The organism is Kitasatospora sp. NBC_01539 (genome assembly GCF_045040525.1).
GTDB lineage: Bacteria > Actinomycetota > Actinomycetes > Streptomycetales > Streptomycetaceae > Kitasatospora.
In genome coordinates this window covers 6,224,315-6,239,224 of record NZ_CP109390.1, presented here as the reverse complement: position 1 = coordinate 6,239,224, position 14,910 = coordinate 6,224,315, and the positions used below count along the sequence as shown (strand labels likewise).

The 14,910-nt window shown below is 74.5% G+C and carries 12 protein-coding genes and 1 riboswitch; of the genes, 4 read left to right on the top strand and 8 right to left on the bottom strand.

All coding sequences use genetic code 11. The annotated features are described in order from the left end of the window. The first annotated feature begins 136 nt into the window (after positions 1-136). Positions 137-1,930, top strand: coding sequence for an AMP-dependent synthetase/ligase (locus tag OG335_RS27030; RefSeq protein WP_405013720.1), 1,794 nt, complete (start codon positions 137-139; stop codon positions 1,928-1,930). Positions 1,931-2,105: 175 nt separating this feature from the next. Here OG335_RS27030 and OG335_RS27025 read toward each other — a convergent pair whose 3' ends face one another. Then, the gene (locus OG335_RS27025) at positions 2,106-3,239 is read right to left on the bottom strand and encodes a glycosyltransferase family 4 protein (RefSeq protein WP_405013719.1); all 1,134 of its coding nucleotides are present in this window, start codon (positions 3,237-3,239) and stop codon (positions 2,106-2,108) included. Positions 3,240-3,432: 193 nt separating this feature from the next. Between OG335_RS27025 and OG335_RS27020 the strand changes: the two genes are divergently transcribed. Next, positions 3,433-4,821 (top strand): glycosyltransferase 87 family protein, encoded by a 1,389-nt coding sequence (locus OG335_RS27020; RefSeq protein ID WP_405013718.1) that lies wholly within the window; start codon positions 3,433-3,435, stop codon positions 4,819-4,821. A 69-nt stretch (positions 4,822-4,890) separates the two neighbouring features. Here the strand turns inward: OG335_RS27020 and OG335_RS27015 are convergent, their stop codons facing one another. The 6 genes from OG335_RS27015 to OG335_RS26990 form a co-directional block, all read right to left on the bottom strand. Beyond that, positions 4,891-6,120, bottom strand: coding sequence for a hypothetical protein (locus tag OG335_RS27015; RefSeq protein WP_405013717.1), 1,230 nt, complete (start codon positions 6,118-6,120; stop codon positions 4,891-4,893). A 110-nt stretch (positions 6,121-6,230) separates the two neighbouring features. Next, positions 6,231-7,298: an NlpC/P60 family protein gene (locus OG335_RS27010; RefSeq protein ID WP_405013716.1), complete on the bottom strand. Its 1,068-nt coding sequence runs from the start codon at positions 7,296-7,298 to the stop codon at positions 6,231-6,233. A 247-nt stretch (positions 7,299-7,545) separates the two neighbouring features. Further along, entirely contained in the window at positions 7,546-8,613 is a 1,068-nt protein-coding gene (locus tag OG335_RS27005) for an NlpC/P60 family protein (protein ID WP_405013715.1), read from the bottom strand. A gap of 10 nt (positions 8,614-8,623) precedes the next feature. Continuing rightward, a riboswitch (cyclic di-AMP (ydaO/yuaA leader) is annotated at positions 8,624-8,808 on the bottom strand. Between the two features lie 358 nt (positions 8,809-9,166). Continuing rightward, the gene (locus tag OG335_RS27000) at positions 9,167-10,192 is read right to left on the bottom strand and encodes an NlpC/P60 family protein (protein ID WP_405013714.1); all 1,026 of its coding nucleotides are present in this window, start codon (positions 10,190-10,192) and stop codon (positions 9,167-9,169) included. A gap of 190 nt (positions 10,193-10,382) precedes the next feature. Next, positions 10,383-11,744, bottom strand: coding sequence for an NYN domain-containing protein (locus OG335_RS26995; RefSeq protein ID WP_405015537.1), 1,362 nt, complete (start codon positions 11,742-11,744; stop codon positions 10,383-10,385). 248 nt (positions 11,745-11,992) lie between these two features. Further along, a complete protein-coding gene (locus OG335_RS26990; RefSeq protein WP_405013713.1) occupies positions 11,993-12,277 on the bottom strand; it encodes a hypothetical protein in 285 nt (94 codons plus the stop codon). A gap of 150 nt (positions 12,278-12,427) precedes the next feature. On the opposite strand from OG335_RS26990, the gene OG335_RS26985 reads away from it, so the two are divergent. Both OG335_RS26985 and OG335_RS26980 read left to right on the top strand, forming a co-directional pair. Then, positions 12,428-13,213, top strand: coding sequence for a rhomboid family intramembrane serine protease (locus OG335_RS26985; protein WP_405013712.1), 786 nt, complete (start codon positions 12,428-12,430; stop codon positions 13,211-13,213). Between the two features lie 45 nt (positions 13,214-13,258). Next, the gene (locus OG335_RS26980) at positions 13,259-13,540 is read left to right on the top strand and encodes an Lrp/AsnC ligand binding domain-containing protein (protein WP_405013711.1); all 282 of its coding nucleotides are present in this window, start codon (positions 13,259-13,261) and stop codon (positions 13,538-13,540) included. Between the two features lies 1 nt (position 13,541). Here OG335_RS26980 and OG335_RS26975 read toward each other — a convergent pair whose 3' ends face one another. Continuing rightward, entirely contained in the window at positions 13,542-14,906 is a 1,365-nt protein-coding gene (locus OG335_RS26975; protein ID WP_405013710.1) for an aminotransferase class V-fold PLP-dependent enzyme, read from the bottom strand. Positions 14,907-14,910 lie beyond the last annotated feature (4 nt).

Here is a 14,910-nt window from a genome sequence, read left to right as displayed (position 1 = left end):
ATGTGCCTGTCGACACCATCCCCACCGGTCACGTGCGGTGTGACGCTTCGAACAACGGAGCCGATCCCCCTGGTCGAATGTGGCTACCGGGCAGTAACGTCCTGCCGTCCCGCAGAGTCGCAGACGAGGAGCAGCCTTGCTCGAGTTCAGCCTTCCGGCCCGCTACGAGGTACCGAGCGGCGGCAACCTCTCCGACCTCGTCCACCAGAACGCCGAGCAGCACCCCGGCGAGGCCGTGATCGGCCGCAAGGTGGACGGGCAGTGGCAGGACATCGGTGCGGAGCAGTTCCTCGCCGAGGTGCACGCCGCCGCCAAGGGCCTGATCGCCTCAGGCGTCGGGCCGGGCGACCGGGTCGCGGTCATGTCCCGCACCCGGTACGAGTGGACGCTGCTCGACTTCGCGATCTGGTGCGCGGGCGCCATCACCGTGCCGGTGTACGAGACCTCCTCCGCCGAGCAGGTGCTCTGGATCCTCGGCGACTCCGGCGCCGTCGCCGTGGTCACGGAGACCGCCGCGCACGCCGCCGTGGTGGCCGGGGTCCGCGACCGGCTGCCGGAGCTGCGGCACACCTGGCAGATCGAGGACGGCGGCATCGCCGCGCTCGCCGCGGCCGGCGCCGGGGTGGCCGACGCCACCGTCACCGAGCGGCGCTCCGTGCCGACCGCCGACTCGGTCGCCACCATCGTCTACACCTCGGGCACCACCGGCCGCCCCAAGGGCTGTCAGCTGACGCACGGCAACTTCCTCGCCGAGCTCGGCAACGTCACCGCCCGGCTGGAGCCGCTGTTCCGCACCGGCGAGAGCTCGGTGCTGCTCTTCCTCCCGCTCGCCCACGTGCTCGGCCGGATCGCCGAGATCGCGGCCGCGATCGCCCCGATCAAGCTGGGCCACGTCTCGGACGTCAAGGACGTGACGGCCGAGCTCGGCTCGTTCCGCCCGACGCTGATCCTGGGCGTGCCGCGGGTCTTCGAGAAGGTCTTCAACACGGCCCGCGCCAAGGCCCAGGCCGACGGCAAGGGCCGGATCTTCGACGCGGCCGCCGACACGGCCATCGCCTACAGCCGGGCCCGGGACGCGGGCGGCGCCGGGCTCGTGCTCAGAGTGAAGCACGCGGTCTTCGACAGACTCGTCTACGGCAAGCTGCGTGCCGCGCTCGGCGGCCGGGCCACCCACGCGATCTCCGGCGGCGCCCCGCTCGGCGAGCGGCTGGGCCACTTCTACCGCGGCATCGGCTTCACCGTCCTGGAGGGCTACGGCCTGACCGAGACGTGCGCCGCGACCGCCTTCAACCCGCACGACCGCCCGAAGATCGGCACGGTCGGCCAGCCGCTGCCGGGCTCGTCGGTGCGGATCGCCGAGGACGGCGAGGTGCTGCTCAAGGGCCCCCAGGTCTTCACCGGCTACTGGAACAACCCCGTGGCGACCGCCGAGGCCCTGCAGGACGGCTGGTTCGCCACCGGCGACCTGGGCTCGCTCGACGAGGACGGCTACCTCACCATCACCGGCCGCAAGAAGGAGATCATCGTCACCGCGGGCGGCAAGAACGTCGCCCCGGCCGTGATCGAGGACCGCATCCGGGCCCACGCGCTGATCGGCGAGGTCATGGTGGTCGGCGACCGCAAGCCCTTCATCGCCTGCCTGGTGACGCTCGACCCGGACTTCTTCACGCTGTGGAAGCAGGCCAACGGCAAGCCCGCGGAGGCCGCCCCGGCCGACCTCGCGGCGGACCCGGACCTGCTGGCGGCCGTCCAGGCGGCGGTCGACGACGGCAACCAGGCCGTGTCGCACGCGGAGGCCGTGAAGAAGTTCCGGGTGCTCGACACCGCCTTCACCGAGGAGAGCGGCCACCTGACGCCCTCGCTCAAGCTCAAGCGCAACGTCGTGCTGAAGGACTTCGCGGCCGAGGTCGAGGGCCTCTACCGGCGCTGAGCCGTGCGGCGCCCGGGGCGCGGGGAGGAGCGGGCACCGGCGCGCTCCGCTCCCCGCGCCCCGTCGCTTTCCGGGCGCCGCACGCCCGGCGCGACAAGGGCGCACGGGTACGGCCCACAGGCGCACGGACACCTCCCGCACGCCCACCGGCCCTACCCCCGGGTCACGCGCCGGGTCAGGCGAGCAGCCCGGTGAGGCGCTGCGCGAGGAGGTCCCACCGCCAGGACCGCTCCACCCAGCGTCGCCCGGCCTCGCCCATCCGGCGGCGCAGCTCCTCGTCGTGCAGCAGCCGCACGATCCGCTCCGCGGCCGCGGCGGCGGAACGGCCCGGCACGACGTACCCGGTCTCCCCCTCCAGGACGGCGTCGGGCGCACCGCCCGAGTCGCCGGCGACCACCGGCAGGCCGGTCGCGGACGCCTCCAGGTAGACGATGCCGAGCCCCTCGACGTCCAGCCCGCCGCGCCGGGTGCGGCAGGGCATGGCGAAGACGTCGCCGGCGCCGTAGTGCGCGGGCAGCTCCGACCAGGGCACGGCCCCGGTGAACCGGACGGAGGCCGCCACCCCGCGGGCCTCGGCGAGCTTCTCCAGGTCGGCCCGGTAGGGGCCGTCGCCGACGATCAGCAGCACGGCGTCCGGCACGGCGTCCAGGATCTGCGGCATCGCGTCGATCAGGGTGTCCTGCCCCTTGCGCTTCACCAGGCGGGAGACGCAGACCACCACCGGCCGGTCGCTGAGGCCGAGCCGGGCCCGCACCTCCGCACCGCCGGAGTCGGGACGGAACGTCTTCTCGTCCACGCCCGGCGGCAGCTGCACCATGCGCCGGGCGGCGTCCGGGCCGATCGCACCGGCGATCCGCGAGCGGGTGTACTCGCCGAGATAGGTGAGCGTGTCCGTGCCCGCGCCGATGCGCCGCAGCAGCTGCCGGGAGACCGGCAGCTGCGCCCAGGCGGCCTCGTGGCCGTGGGTCATGCCGAGCAGCCGGGCGGCCCCGGCCCGGCGCAGGGCGGGGGCCATCAGGCCGAGCGGGGCGGCGGCCCCGAACCACACCGAGCCGCACCCCTCGGCCCGGAGGATCTCGGCGGCCCGCCGGGTCACCCGCGGCGTCGGCACCATCATCGTCGTGCGGTCCCTGACCACGGGGAACGGCTGCTCCGCGTCGAATCGGGCCACCTCGCGGCCGTCCCGCCACGTGGAGGCGTAGACGACCACCGAACCGGGAGGCTGGCGGACGGCCATGTTGTGCACGAAGGCCTGGATGCCGCCCGGCCGCGGCGGGAAGTCGTTGGTGACGATGAGGGTCTTGTGCATGCAAACGGCTCGCTCGGTCGGGGGGTGCTCGGTGCAGGGGTCGGTGATCCGTACCATAGGTCAACACCATGGCCCGCCGGGAACGAAGCGCCACAGCGCAACCGTTCCCGCTCCGGGCCGGTCCTCTGTTCCGGGGCCCGGCGCGCGCAGGGTGTCCGCAGACCGGCGGCAGCGAGACGAACGAGGGAGCGCAGTGGAGTTGGCCCCGACCGGGCACACCGGCAGCACCAGCAGCACCGAGCGCCTCGCCCTGACCGGTTCGCCGGCCCCGTCGCCGGCCGGCGGTGCCCTCTGGGCGCTCGGCGGCACCTGGCTCGCCACCCGCGCGCTGATCCTGCTGATGGCCACCGGTGTGCTGCGCTTCTCCGGCACCGACGTCAGCTCCGACATCTCGGTGATCTACCACGGCTGGTACGAGGTGCTGCAGACCGGCACCTTCCCGCTCGACGACGTGACCTGGCAGTACCCGCCGGGCGCGGCGCTCGTGATCCTCCTGCCGGGGCTGCTGCCCTGGTCGTACCTCGTCTCGTTCTTCGTCGTGTGCGGGCTCTTCGACGCGCTGGCCGTGGGCCTGCTGATGCGGGTCGGCACCCGGCGGGGCCGCAGCTTCACCGGCGCGTGGATGTGGGTGGCCGGCGTGCCGCTGCTCGGGCCGACGGTCTACTGCCGGTACGACATCGTGGTGACCGCGATCGCCGTCACCGGCCTGCTGCTCGTGCTGCGGCGTCCGGCGCTGGGCGGCCTGCTGCTCGGTCTCGGCGGCCTGGTGAAGCTGTGGCCGCTGCTGGCGCTGGCCGGCACGCCCCGCGGTCGCCGGACGCGCCGTGCCTGGGTGTCGGCCGGGGCGACGGCGGCGGCCCTGGGCTTCCTGCTGACGGCGGGCATGAACGGCGCCTTCGAGTTCCTGACGTTCCAGAAGGAGCGCGGCATCGAGGTGGAGTCGCTGGGTGCGCTGCCGCTGCACTTCGCCCGGCTGTTCGGGTCGTGGGACGGCCAGGTCACGATGAACTACGGCTCGCTGGAGATGCTCGGCCCCTGGGTGCCGGTGATCTCCCGGGTGTCCGTGGCGGGCACGCTGGCGGGCTTCGGCTGGCTGCTGGTCTGGCGGCTGCGGGCGGCCCGCTGGCAGCCGTCGACGGCGTTCGACGCGGCGCTGGCGGCCCTGCTGGTGTTCACGGTGACGAGCCGGGTGATCAGCCCGCAGTACCTGGTGTGGCTGGTGGGTCTGGCCGCGGTCTGCCTGACGGTGCGCGGCACCAGCCAGAAGCCGGTCGCGATCCTGCTGCTGCCCGCGACGGTGCTCACCACGGTGGAGTTCCCGCTGCTCTTCAGCGCCGTCCAGCACAGTGAGCCGTGGGGCGTCGCGGTGATCACCGCGCGAAACCTGCTGCTGCTCGCGGCGACCGTGGTGTCCTGCCGCCGGCTGTGGCGCTCCACCCGCAGCGTGGAGCCGGCCCCCACCGTGGTGCTGCCGCCGGACCAGCCCGTGCAGGGCTACCCGGTGCGCCCGGGCATCGCGTACGAGCAGGCGCTGCTGGACGACCTGGACCGGCCGCCGGTGCGCCCGGCGCCCACGGCCTGACGCCCACGCCGACGCACCCGGGCCGCACCGGCCCGGACCGGGCCGCCACGGCGCGGCGCGCGGTCCCGCTCAGCGGCGCAGCTGCCGGACGAGGTCGGCGGCCCAGGTCTCGGTGAAGCGGGCGACGTCGAGGCCGAGCTCGGCCCGCATGACGGCGTCCAGCCGTCCGGCGTCGCCCATCTCGCCGACCGCGCGGTAGAACGCGACGAGCCGCTTCGGCCCGAAGGTGCGGGCGATGAGGTCGCAGGCCAGCCATGCCTGCTCGTAGGCCTGGGCGATGCCCGCGGCGCCGGCGGTGAAGTCGGAGTCCGCGGGCAGGGCGGTGGGCACCCGGCCGTCGGTGACGTCGCGGCCGAGCTCGGGTGCGATCTGGCGCGGGGTGCGCCGGGCGCCCCGGTAGCCGGTGTAGTCGGCGACGCCCTCGGAGAGCCAGAGCGGCGTCCAGCTGCGGGTGGACGCCCGGGTGGCCACATGGGTGGCCTCGTGGGTGACGACGACCTTCCGTCCGAGGTCGCTCAGGCCGCGGAACGCCTCCGGGTTGACGAGCACCCGGTCGGCCGGGGTGCCGGCCGGGGCACCGCCGGCCGCGACGGTGACGGCGGCGATGCCCTCGTACGCGTCGGGGGCGACGTCGAGCATGCGGGCGAACTCCGGCTCGGTGGCGGGGGTGATGATCAGCAGCCGGCCGGGCCACGCGTCGCCCCAGAGCTCCGAGACGGCCGGCACGGCGTCGTCCGCGACGGCGGCGAGAGCGGCCAGTTCGGGTGCGCCGCCGAGGCCGAGCACCAGCGAGCGCTCCCCGTGGGCGACACCGACCTTCCCGAGGTCCCACAGGGCGGCGGCGGAGGCGGGCACGTCCGCGGCGAGGAGCCAGCCGTCGGCGGTCCGGTCGAAGGTGAGCCGCCGCGACAGCACGGCCGGCTGGTCGTCGATGCCGCGCAGCCGGTGGGCGAGGCCCGCGGTCACGGTGAGGCTGCCGTCGGCGCCGGGTTCGCCGACCTCGCTGATGCGGTACTCGACGGCGGCGAACGGCACGGCGGCCGTGCGGTCGGCCAGCTGGGCCTGGGCCGCCCGGGCGGCCGGGGCGGTGCCGGCGAGCAGGGCCGTGCGGTCGGCCCGCAGCAGGGCCCGGGCGCGGGCGGCGAGCAGGTCGGTGACGCGCGGGGGCACCCCCGGCACCGGCGCGCCGGGCTGACCGGGCGCGAGGGCCGTGCGGCGGGCGGCGGCGGAGGGGACGGTGGGTGCGGAGAGCTGGGCCAGCCCGCCGAGGGCCAGCAGCAGGGCGGTGCGGCGCGGCACGCGGCCGCCGCCGGCCAGCACGGACCGGCCCGCCCCGAAGCGTCGGGGCAGGTCGGTGACCAGGGGTTCGGCGTCCCCGCCGGCCGGGCCGGGGTGCCGGTAGGCGCCGCTCAGACCCGCACCACCCCGCTGACGGGCATGGCCTTGACGCTCTCGTAGCGGACCCGGGCACCGGGGTAGGGGGCGTGCACGACGACCCCGCCGCCGGCGTACATACCGACGTGGTGCATGTCCTTGTAGAAGATCACCAGGTCTCCAGGTCGTGCCTCGGAGAGGCTCACTCGCCGCCCCGCGTACGCCTGTGCCTGCGAGGTGCGCGGCAGGCTCACTCCGGCCTGCCGCCAGCTCCAGTACATCAGACCGGAGCAGTCGAAGGTGCCGGGCCCGGTCGATCCGTAGACGTACGGGGAGCCGATCCGGGAGACCGCGGCGGCCAGGGCGGCCGCGGCCCGATCGGAGGAGGGGGGCTGGTCGCCGAGGTCGATGCGGTCGGCGCCGCGGCCGGCCCGGCGGGCCGCGTCGCGGGCGTCGTCGGCGACGAGCCGGCTCCGCTCACCGGCGGTGAGGCCGCCGAGGAGGCGCTGGGCGTCGCCGAGGCGCTGCCGGATGCGCTCCTTGCTGTCGGCGAGGGAGCGGCGGACGTCCTCCAGCTCGGCGAGCTTGCCGGTGGCCTCGGTCCGGCGCTGGTCGAGCCGGCGCTGGCGGTCGAGCACGTGGCGGAGGGTGTCGTTCTGCCGGGTGTTGGCCTGGTCGAGGGCGCGGGCGCGGGTCAGGTAGCCGTCGGGGTCGGATTCCAGCATCAGCCGGACGGCCGGGTCGATGCCGCCGTCCCGGTACTGCGCGGCGGCGGCCGTCGCGAGGTCGACGCCGAGGCGGTTGAGCTCGTCCTGCCCCCTGGCGACCTGCGCCTGGAGGGCCGAGGCCTCGGCCTGGAGGCGCTTCTGCTGGTCGAGGGCGGCGTTGGCCTGCTCGCTGGCGCGCTCGGCCTCGTCGTACAGCAGCTCGACCCGGGTCTTGACGTCGGCGGTGTGCGCGGACGGGTCCGCGGGGGCCTCGGGTGCGCCGTACGCGCTGCCGCCGACGGTGACGCCGAGGGCGGTGGTGGCCGCGGCCGTGAGCACCAGGGCCCGGGCGAGGCCGTGGGCGCCGGGCAGTTGGGGGCGGCGGTGCGCGGGCATGCGGCGGTGGCTCCGTTCCTGCGGCGGGACGCCGCCGCCGCCCGGGTCGGGCGGCCGTCCTCGCGGACGTCCGGGGGCAGACGTTAGCGAGTCGGACCGATCTAGTCCAAACCCCTCCATCGCCGAATATTTGACCCCTTATCGGACATCAGCTCGGCCGCGGACCCCGACGTCCCTCCCGGACGGCCGCGGGCCCGGTCCCTCCGTCGACGGAGGGACCGGGCCCGGGCGGGGTGCTGCGTGCGCGTCAGATCCGCACGATGGCCGAGATGGGCATCACGGTGGCGGAGGCGTACCGCACGTTGGCGCCGGTGTGCGGGGCGTGGATGATCTGGCCGCCGCCCACGTACATGCCGACGTGGTGCCGGTCGCCGAAGTAGACGATCAGGTCGCCGGGCTTGGCGTTGGCGATGTTGGTGCCGATGTTGGTGCCGGCGCCCGCCTGCGACTGCGAGGTGCGCGGGATGGAGACACCCGCCTGACGGTAGGCCCACTGCATGAGGCCGGAGCAGTCGAAGTTGGCGGGCCCGGCGGCGCCGTAGACGTACGCCACGCCGAGCTTGCTCTTGGCCGCGGCGACGGCGACGGCGGCGTGGGAGCCGGCCGGCAGGTCGACGGTGCCGAGGTCCGGCCGCGCGGTGTCGCGGGAGGCGCGGTCGGCGCTGGCCTTCGCGGCGGAGGCGGCCTTGGCCTCGGCGGCGGCGAGCTCCTCGTGCTCCTTCTGGGTGAGGGAGTTGAGCAGGGCGGCGGCCTTGGCCAGCTTGCCCTGGATCTCCTCCTTCTTCGTCCTGAGCGAGCGGGTGGTGCTGTCGAGGTCGGCGAGCTTGTGCTCGGCCTCGGCCTTCTGGCCGTCGAGCTTGGCCTGCTCGGTCTTGAAGGACTTCAGGGTGTCGGCCTGGGTGGCGTTCATCCGGCTGACCGACCCGGCCTGGCTCAGGAACTGGTCGGGGTCGCTGGAGAGCATCATCTGCACGGTGGGCGAGATGCCGCCGTCGCGGTACTGCTGGGCGGCGACCTCGGCGAGGCGGCCCTGCACCCCGCTCACCTGGGCCTGCTGACGGGCGACCTGGTCCTGCAGCTGGGTGACCTGCTTCTGCAGGGTCTGCTGCTTCTCGGCCGCCGCGTTGTACTGCTCGCTGGCGACCTCGGCCTGCTCGTTGAGCTGGTCGACCTGGGTCTTGACCTGGTCCTTGGTCGGCGCGGGGTCGGCGTGGGCACCGGCCTGGGAGGAGAGCGCGACCGCGGTGGCGGCGGCGGCCGTCAGGATCGAGGCACGCGTGCGGCCGACGGGCTTGGGACGACGATGGGACGCCACGAAGGCGGACTCCTTCTTCCTCACACCGCCTACCGGGTGAGCTGACGGGTTCGGGCCGGAAGCTGCCCTACGACGCCTCACCGCCCGCCCCTGCGGCCCGCGGACTCCCGCGGGCCGGCCGGCGCGGCCGACCTGACGCCGATTCACCCCGGGGGAACGTGGTTCCCCGGCTCCGTTCGACAGCGCCCCCTCAGGGGCCTCCCCGTAGGCAGTTCGCACTGCCCAGCTGCGTCGCGGATTCGGCGGCGACCACCGCCGTCACCCGGGCTGGGTGATCGACTCCGCGGTGGTCCGTGGGATGACCCTAGTAACCAATCCGTGATCCGTTCAAATCCTTGTCGGAAAAATCTCGGGTCGACGACCATTCCCGTCGGTGAATACGACCGGTGTTGAACGGATTTCCATGGTCAGCTGATGGTTTCTCATCCGATGAGCAGAAAACCGAACGCCCGGACGTGGTGGAGATCACAGGATGATCCCGACCCGCCCGGGCGTGTCACGCGGCATCAGAAACGCCGCGGATGAGGCATATGTCCGATCTGCTACCGCGGGGTCAGACCCGGCGGATGGTCTTGATCGGCATGACGGTCGCCGACGCCACCTTCACCACGTCACCGGTGTGCGGGGCGTGCACCATCAGGCCGTTGCCGATGTACATCGCCACGTGGTGCGCGTCCGAGTGGTAGATGATCAGGTCGCCGGGCTGCGCGTTGGCGATGTTGGTGCCGACGTTGACGCCCACGCTCGCCTGCGACTGCGAGGTGCGCGGCAGCGAGACGCCCGCCTTCGCGTACGCCCACACCATCAGGCCGGAGCAGTCGAAGGAGTTCGGGCCGGTGGCGCCCCAGACGTACGGCACACCGCGCTTGCTGAGGGCGGCGGCCACGGCCGTGGCCGCGTAGCCGGAAGCCGGCGGCAGGTTGCCGATGTCGACGCGGTCGCCGCCGCGGGAGGCGCGGCCCGTGAGGGCGGCGCGCTCGGCGGCGGTCAGCGAGCTGAGCAGGCGCTGCGACTCGGCGAGCTTCTTCTGGACCTCGGCCTTGGCCTCGTTCAGCGTCTGGGTGGAGCGGTCCAGCTCGGCGAGGATGGCCGCGGCCTCCTGCTTCTGCTGGTCGAGCCGGCGCTGCTGCTCCTTCAGGCTCTTGAGCGTGGAGGCCTGGGTGTCGGTGGCCTGCTCGTTGCTCGACGCCTTGTCGAGGTAGTTGTCGGGGTCCGACGAGAGCATGAGCGCCACGGTCGGGTCGACACCGCCGGTGCGGTACTGGTCGCCTGCGACCGCGGACAGCCCGGACGCGACATCGGTCAGCTGCTGCTGACCGCGGGCGATCTGGTCCTGCAGCTGGTCGGCCTGCTTGCGGAGCTGCTCGCCCCGCTCCTTGGCGCCGTTGTACGTCTCGGACGCCTGCTCCTGCTCCTCGAGGAGCTTGTCGACCTGGACCTTGACCTCGTCCTTGGTGGGCTTTGCCGGGGCGGCGTGGGCGCTCGCCTGGGCGGAGAGGGCGACCGCGGTCGCGGCTGCAGCGGTGAGCACGGAGACCCGCGCGCGGCTCGGCTGCTTGGGACGGCGGTGGGAGGCCAAGGGACTAGCTCCTTCTTCCTGCTGGACTCACTCGATCGAGTGAGGTCCGGAAAATAGGTTTGACGCCAGACCCTAGTGAAGATCCGCCTCCGGCGCCACTCCCCTCCCGTGCGAACCCGGCCCCCCGACCGGGATTTCACCAGCCCGACACAACCTCGCCACCACCGCTCCGACCTGGGCCGACGCTCCGTCAGGGCCGGGCGAGCCGGTTGAGCAGCAGAATCGACGCCACGGGGCGGGCTCCCGCCTTGCGCACGCCCTCCGCGACCTCGCGGTCCGTGGAGACCACCACCAGCGGCCGTCCCTCCGGCTCGGCCCGCACCATCCGCCGGATCAGTTCGTCCGCGGTCTCCCCGGTACGGCTGAAGCGCACCCGGACCCCCCGCGGCGGCGCCATGATCACCGGCACGTCGAGGTCCTGCCCGTCGAACACGCAGGTCACCTCGGCATGGGTGCGCTGCGCCAGCATGGCCAGCCCGCCCAGCAGCCGCAGCCGCTGCTGCTCCAGCGGCAGTGCGGGGTAGCCGGTCTTCGTGACGTTGTAGCCGTCCACCACCAGGTGCACCTGAGGAATCGCCAGCAGTTGGTCGAGCAGCGCCGGGTCGTCCTCGGCCAGACCCCGGCGGGCCACGTCGTGCGGGTTCGCCGAGGACGGCTCCACCGCCTCCACCAGGTCGGCCGGCCGCAGCTGGGCCACCGGCAGCGCCAGCTCCCGCTGCAGGCCCTGCGCCGACTGCAGCACCGTGTCGAGCAGCAGCCGCAGCCGCATGTCCTCCACGCTGCGGCCCTCCCGCGCCGAGCGGCGGCCCGCCTCCGAGGCGGTCTCCAGCTCGGTGATGCGGTGCCGCAGCCGCCGGGCCTCGCCGTCCGCGGCGCTGCGCTCCGCCGCGGCCGCCGTCCGGGCGCCGTCCAGCTCGGCCTGCACCTTGCGGGTCTCCGCCTGGGCCCGCCGGGTGTCGCTCTCCAGGGAGCGGACGCGCTTGCGCAGCGACTCGGCCTCCCGGCGCACGCCCTCCGACTCCGCGCGGTGGCGCTCCAGGTCGGCGCGCGCCGCCGCCCGGACCTCGGCCAGCTCGCCCTGCAGCTTCTCCACGATCCGGGCCGCCTCGGCGGCCGCGCCCTCGGCGTCGGCCCGCTCGGCCTCGTCACCGGCGTCGGCGACGAGTCGGCTCCAGCCCGCGGGGCGCAGCAGGTAGGCGGCGGCGGCGACGTCCATCGGGTCGGCGGCGGCGGGCACCGTCCCGGCCTCCAGCGCCCTGGCGAGCTCCGGCTGGCCGAGGCGCAGGCGTTCGGCTATGCGCACCCGGAAGAACGGTTCGGCGTCCAGCGCCGCCGCCAGCGCGGTCGCCGCGTACTTCGCCCGGCGGGCGGGCGTGAACTTCGCGTAGGGGCGCAGGCCCGACGGCAGGTCGGCGGCCGGGATCGCTCCCAGCGCGTCGGCGGCGATGCCGACCACGCGGCGCCGCACGCCCTCGGGCAGCGGGCGGTCCAGCTGCTCGGACGGCGTGCCGTCGGCCCCGTCCACCGGCCCGGCCCCGGGCGCGTCCGGCAGGCCTCCGTCCGCAGCGGGCTGCTGCCCCTGCGGCTCGGACGGCCCGCTCGCTGCGTCCACCACGTCCCTGGCTCCGATCCTGCTCCCCGGCTTTCGCGGCCTTCTGCCGCCCGCCGCCCTCGAATGCACCGCGCCGTGCCCCTGCACCGCTCTGTGCAATTGTCCCGTCTACCGTGCCCCGACGGGTACCGCGCCACACGCCCCGGCGGTGCGCGTGCTCCGCCGGGGTGCGCCGTGCCGTCGCCGGCTCAGGCCTGCGGCTCGCCCTTGCCGGACTCCGCCTGGGCCGCGGCCTCGGCCTCGGCACCCGGGCGGGCGACCAGCTCGACCTGGTCGACGGCGTTGCACCAGCGGCAGCGCACCGACTCCAGCGTCTCGCTGAGGACCTCGGTCTCCTCCACCTTCGACTCGCCGCTCAGGTCGAAGTGCAGGTACTCCACCACCCGGGCCGAGCGGGTCACGTCGAAGCGGGTCAGGTTGCCGCACAGGGTGCAGCGCCAGCGGGTCTCGGCAGTGGGGGCGGCGATGGTCATCGGCGGTCCTCTCGGGTGGTCCCTGGTCCGGTCGGCCAAGCCTATTGCGTGCAGGCCCGACGGCCGTCACCGGTCCGCGCACCGGTACGGGTCACCCGCGTGCAGCAGCGCCTGGTGTCGGGCGGCGGCCGGGGAGGAATGCTCGCTGTCATGGCCGTCCCCGCCCCCGTGCGTGGGCGGGCGGGCGCCGCGACCCCGGCCCCGGCCCGTACCCCGCACGTCACCTACGCGCTGATCGCGGTCGGCACGCTCGTCCTGCTGGCCGGCCCGAGCTTCGGCCTCAACCCGGGGTACGGCACCGGCGACGCCCGGGTGTGCGCGGAGCAGCGCTTCGAACAGCGCTGGGGTGCGGTGCCGGCGGAACTCCTCGGCCACGCACCGCCGGACGCCGGACGGCTCGCCGCGCTGCCGCCGGTCGTGAAGGGCTGCACGCCGGCCCCGGACCCGGGCAAGATCCCGGTGCTGTCCGTGCTCACCTCGCTCTTCGTGCACGCGGGCTGGCTACACCTGGTCGGCAACGTGCTGTTCCTGTACGTCTTCGGCCCCGGCGTGGAGCAGCGGCTCGGCCGGGCCCGCTTCCTCCTCTTCTACCTGGGCATCGGCTACCTGGCGACGTACGGCTACGCGCTGGCCGAGGTCGGCTCGGAGGAGTCGGTGCGGGCGCTGGTCGGCGCGTCGGGGGCGATCTCGGGCGTGCTCGGCGGCTACCTGCGGCTGTACCCGCGGGCGCGGGTGACGACGCTGGTGCCGGTGCTGCTGTTCCTGCCGCTGCGGTTCCCGGCGTGGCTGGTGCTGGGGCTGTGGTTCGCGCTGCAGTGGTGGCCGGTCGGGTCCGCGGTGCCGGGCGTGGCGTACCTGGTGCACGTGATCGGGTTCAGCGCGGGCTGGCTGGCGGTGTGGGCGGCGGGTCTGTGGCAGGGCAGACGCGCGAGCTGACGGCGGATACGCTGGGCCTCACCCCAGCACCCAGGAGCGCGCACCGTGATCACCGCGATCGTCCTCGTCAGGACCAGCGTCGACCGGATCCCCGAGATCGCCGAGGCGATCGCCGCGATCGAGGGCGTCAGCGAGGTCTACTCGGTGACCGGCGGCTACGACCTCGTGGCGATGGTGCGGGTGCGGCGCCACGAGGATCTCGCCGCGGTGATCCCCGGCCGGCTCAACAAGGTGCCGGGTGTGGAGCACACCGAGACGCAGATCGCCTTCCGCACCTACTCGCAGCACGATCTGGAGGCGGCGTTCGCGCTGGGCCTGGACGAGTAGGTCAGGCCGCGGCGGTGTCGACGACGCAGCGGCCGCCCTCGTTGCGGTAGCTCCAGCGGGCGCCGTCGGTGACGAGCGCGCGGACGGCGGCGAGGAAGCGGTCGATGTGCTCGTCGGGCGTGCCGGCGCCGAAGCTCACCCGGATCGCGTTGAGGCTGCGCTCGCCGGGCAGCGAGGGCTCGGGCGCACCGCACTCGGACGGCGCCGCGTCCTCCCCGCCGAGCAGGGTGCGCACCAGCGGGTGCGCGCAGAACAGGCCGTCGCGCACGCCGATGCCGTACTCGGCGGAGAGTGCCGCCGAGAAGTGCGAGCTGTTCCAGCCGCGGACCACGAAGGACAGCACACCGACGCGGGCGGAGCCCTCGCCGAAGAGGTTGAGCACCTTCACCTCGGGGATCCCGGCGAGTCCGGCGGTGAGCCGCTCGACGAGCGCCTGCTCCCGGGCCTCCAGGGTGTCGAAGCCTGCGGCGGTCAGCGCGCGGCAGGCCGAGGCGATGGCGTAGGCGCCGATGACGTTGGGCGAGCCGGCCTCGTGCCGGGCCGGGCCCTGGTGCCACTCGACGGCGACGGAACCGTCCTCCTCGCGGGCCACGGTCCGGCTGGCGCCGCCGCCGGCGAGGTACGGCTCCGCGGCGTCCAGCCAGTCGCTGCGCCCGGCGAGCACGCCGGAGCCGAACGGCGCGTACAGCTTGTGACCGGAGAAGGCGACCCAGTCGACGCCGAGGTCGCGCACGGACAGCCGGTGGTGCGGGGCGAGCTGGGCGGCGTCCAGGACGACGCGCGCGCCGTGCCGGTGGGCGGTCTCGGTGAGTTCGGCGATCGGCCACAGCTCGCCGGTGACGTTGGAGGCGCCGGTGACGCAGAGCAGGCGCGGGCCGGTGGGGTCGCCCGCGGCGAGCGCGGCGTCGAGGGCGGCGACGGCCTCGGCGCGGGAGCGCGGGGCCCGCAGGTACTCGACCGTCAGGCCGGCGTGGCGCCAGGGCAGCAGCGAGGCGTGGTGCTCGGTCTCGAAGGCGTAGACGCGGGTGCCGGCGGGCAGCGCCCCGGCGAGCAGGTTGAGCGAGTCGGTGGTGGCGCGGGTGAAGACGACCTGGTCGCCGTCGCGCAGGTCGAGGAAGTCGGCGACGGTGCGGCGGCTCTGCTCGAAGAGGTCGGTGGAGAGCTGCGAGAGGTAGCCGGCGCCGCGGTGCACGCTGCCGTAGTAGGGGGCGTACGCGGCGATGTCGTCCCAGACCTGCTGGAGCGCCGGGGCGCTGGCGGCGTAGTCGAGGGCGGCGTAGGTGACCTTCTCGCCGGAGGCGAGCGGCACCTGGACGTCGTGGCCGAGGACGGCGAGCGGGGCGCAGAATTCGGTGGAAAGCGACATGGCG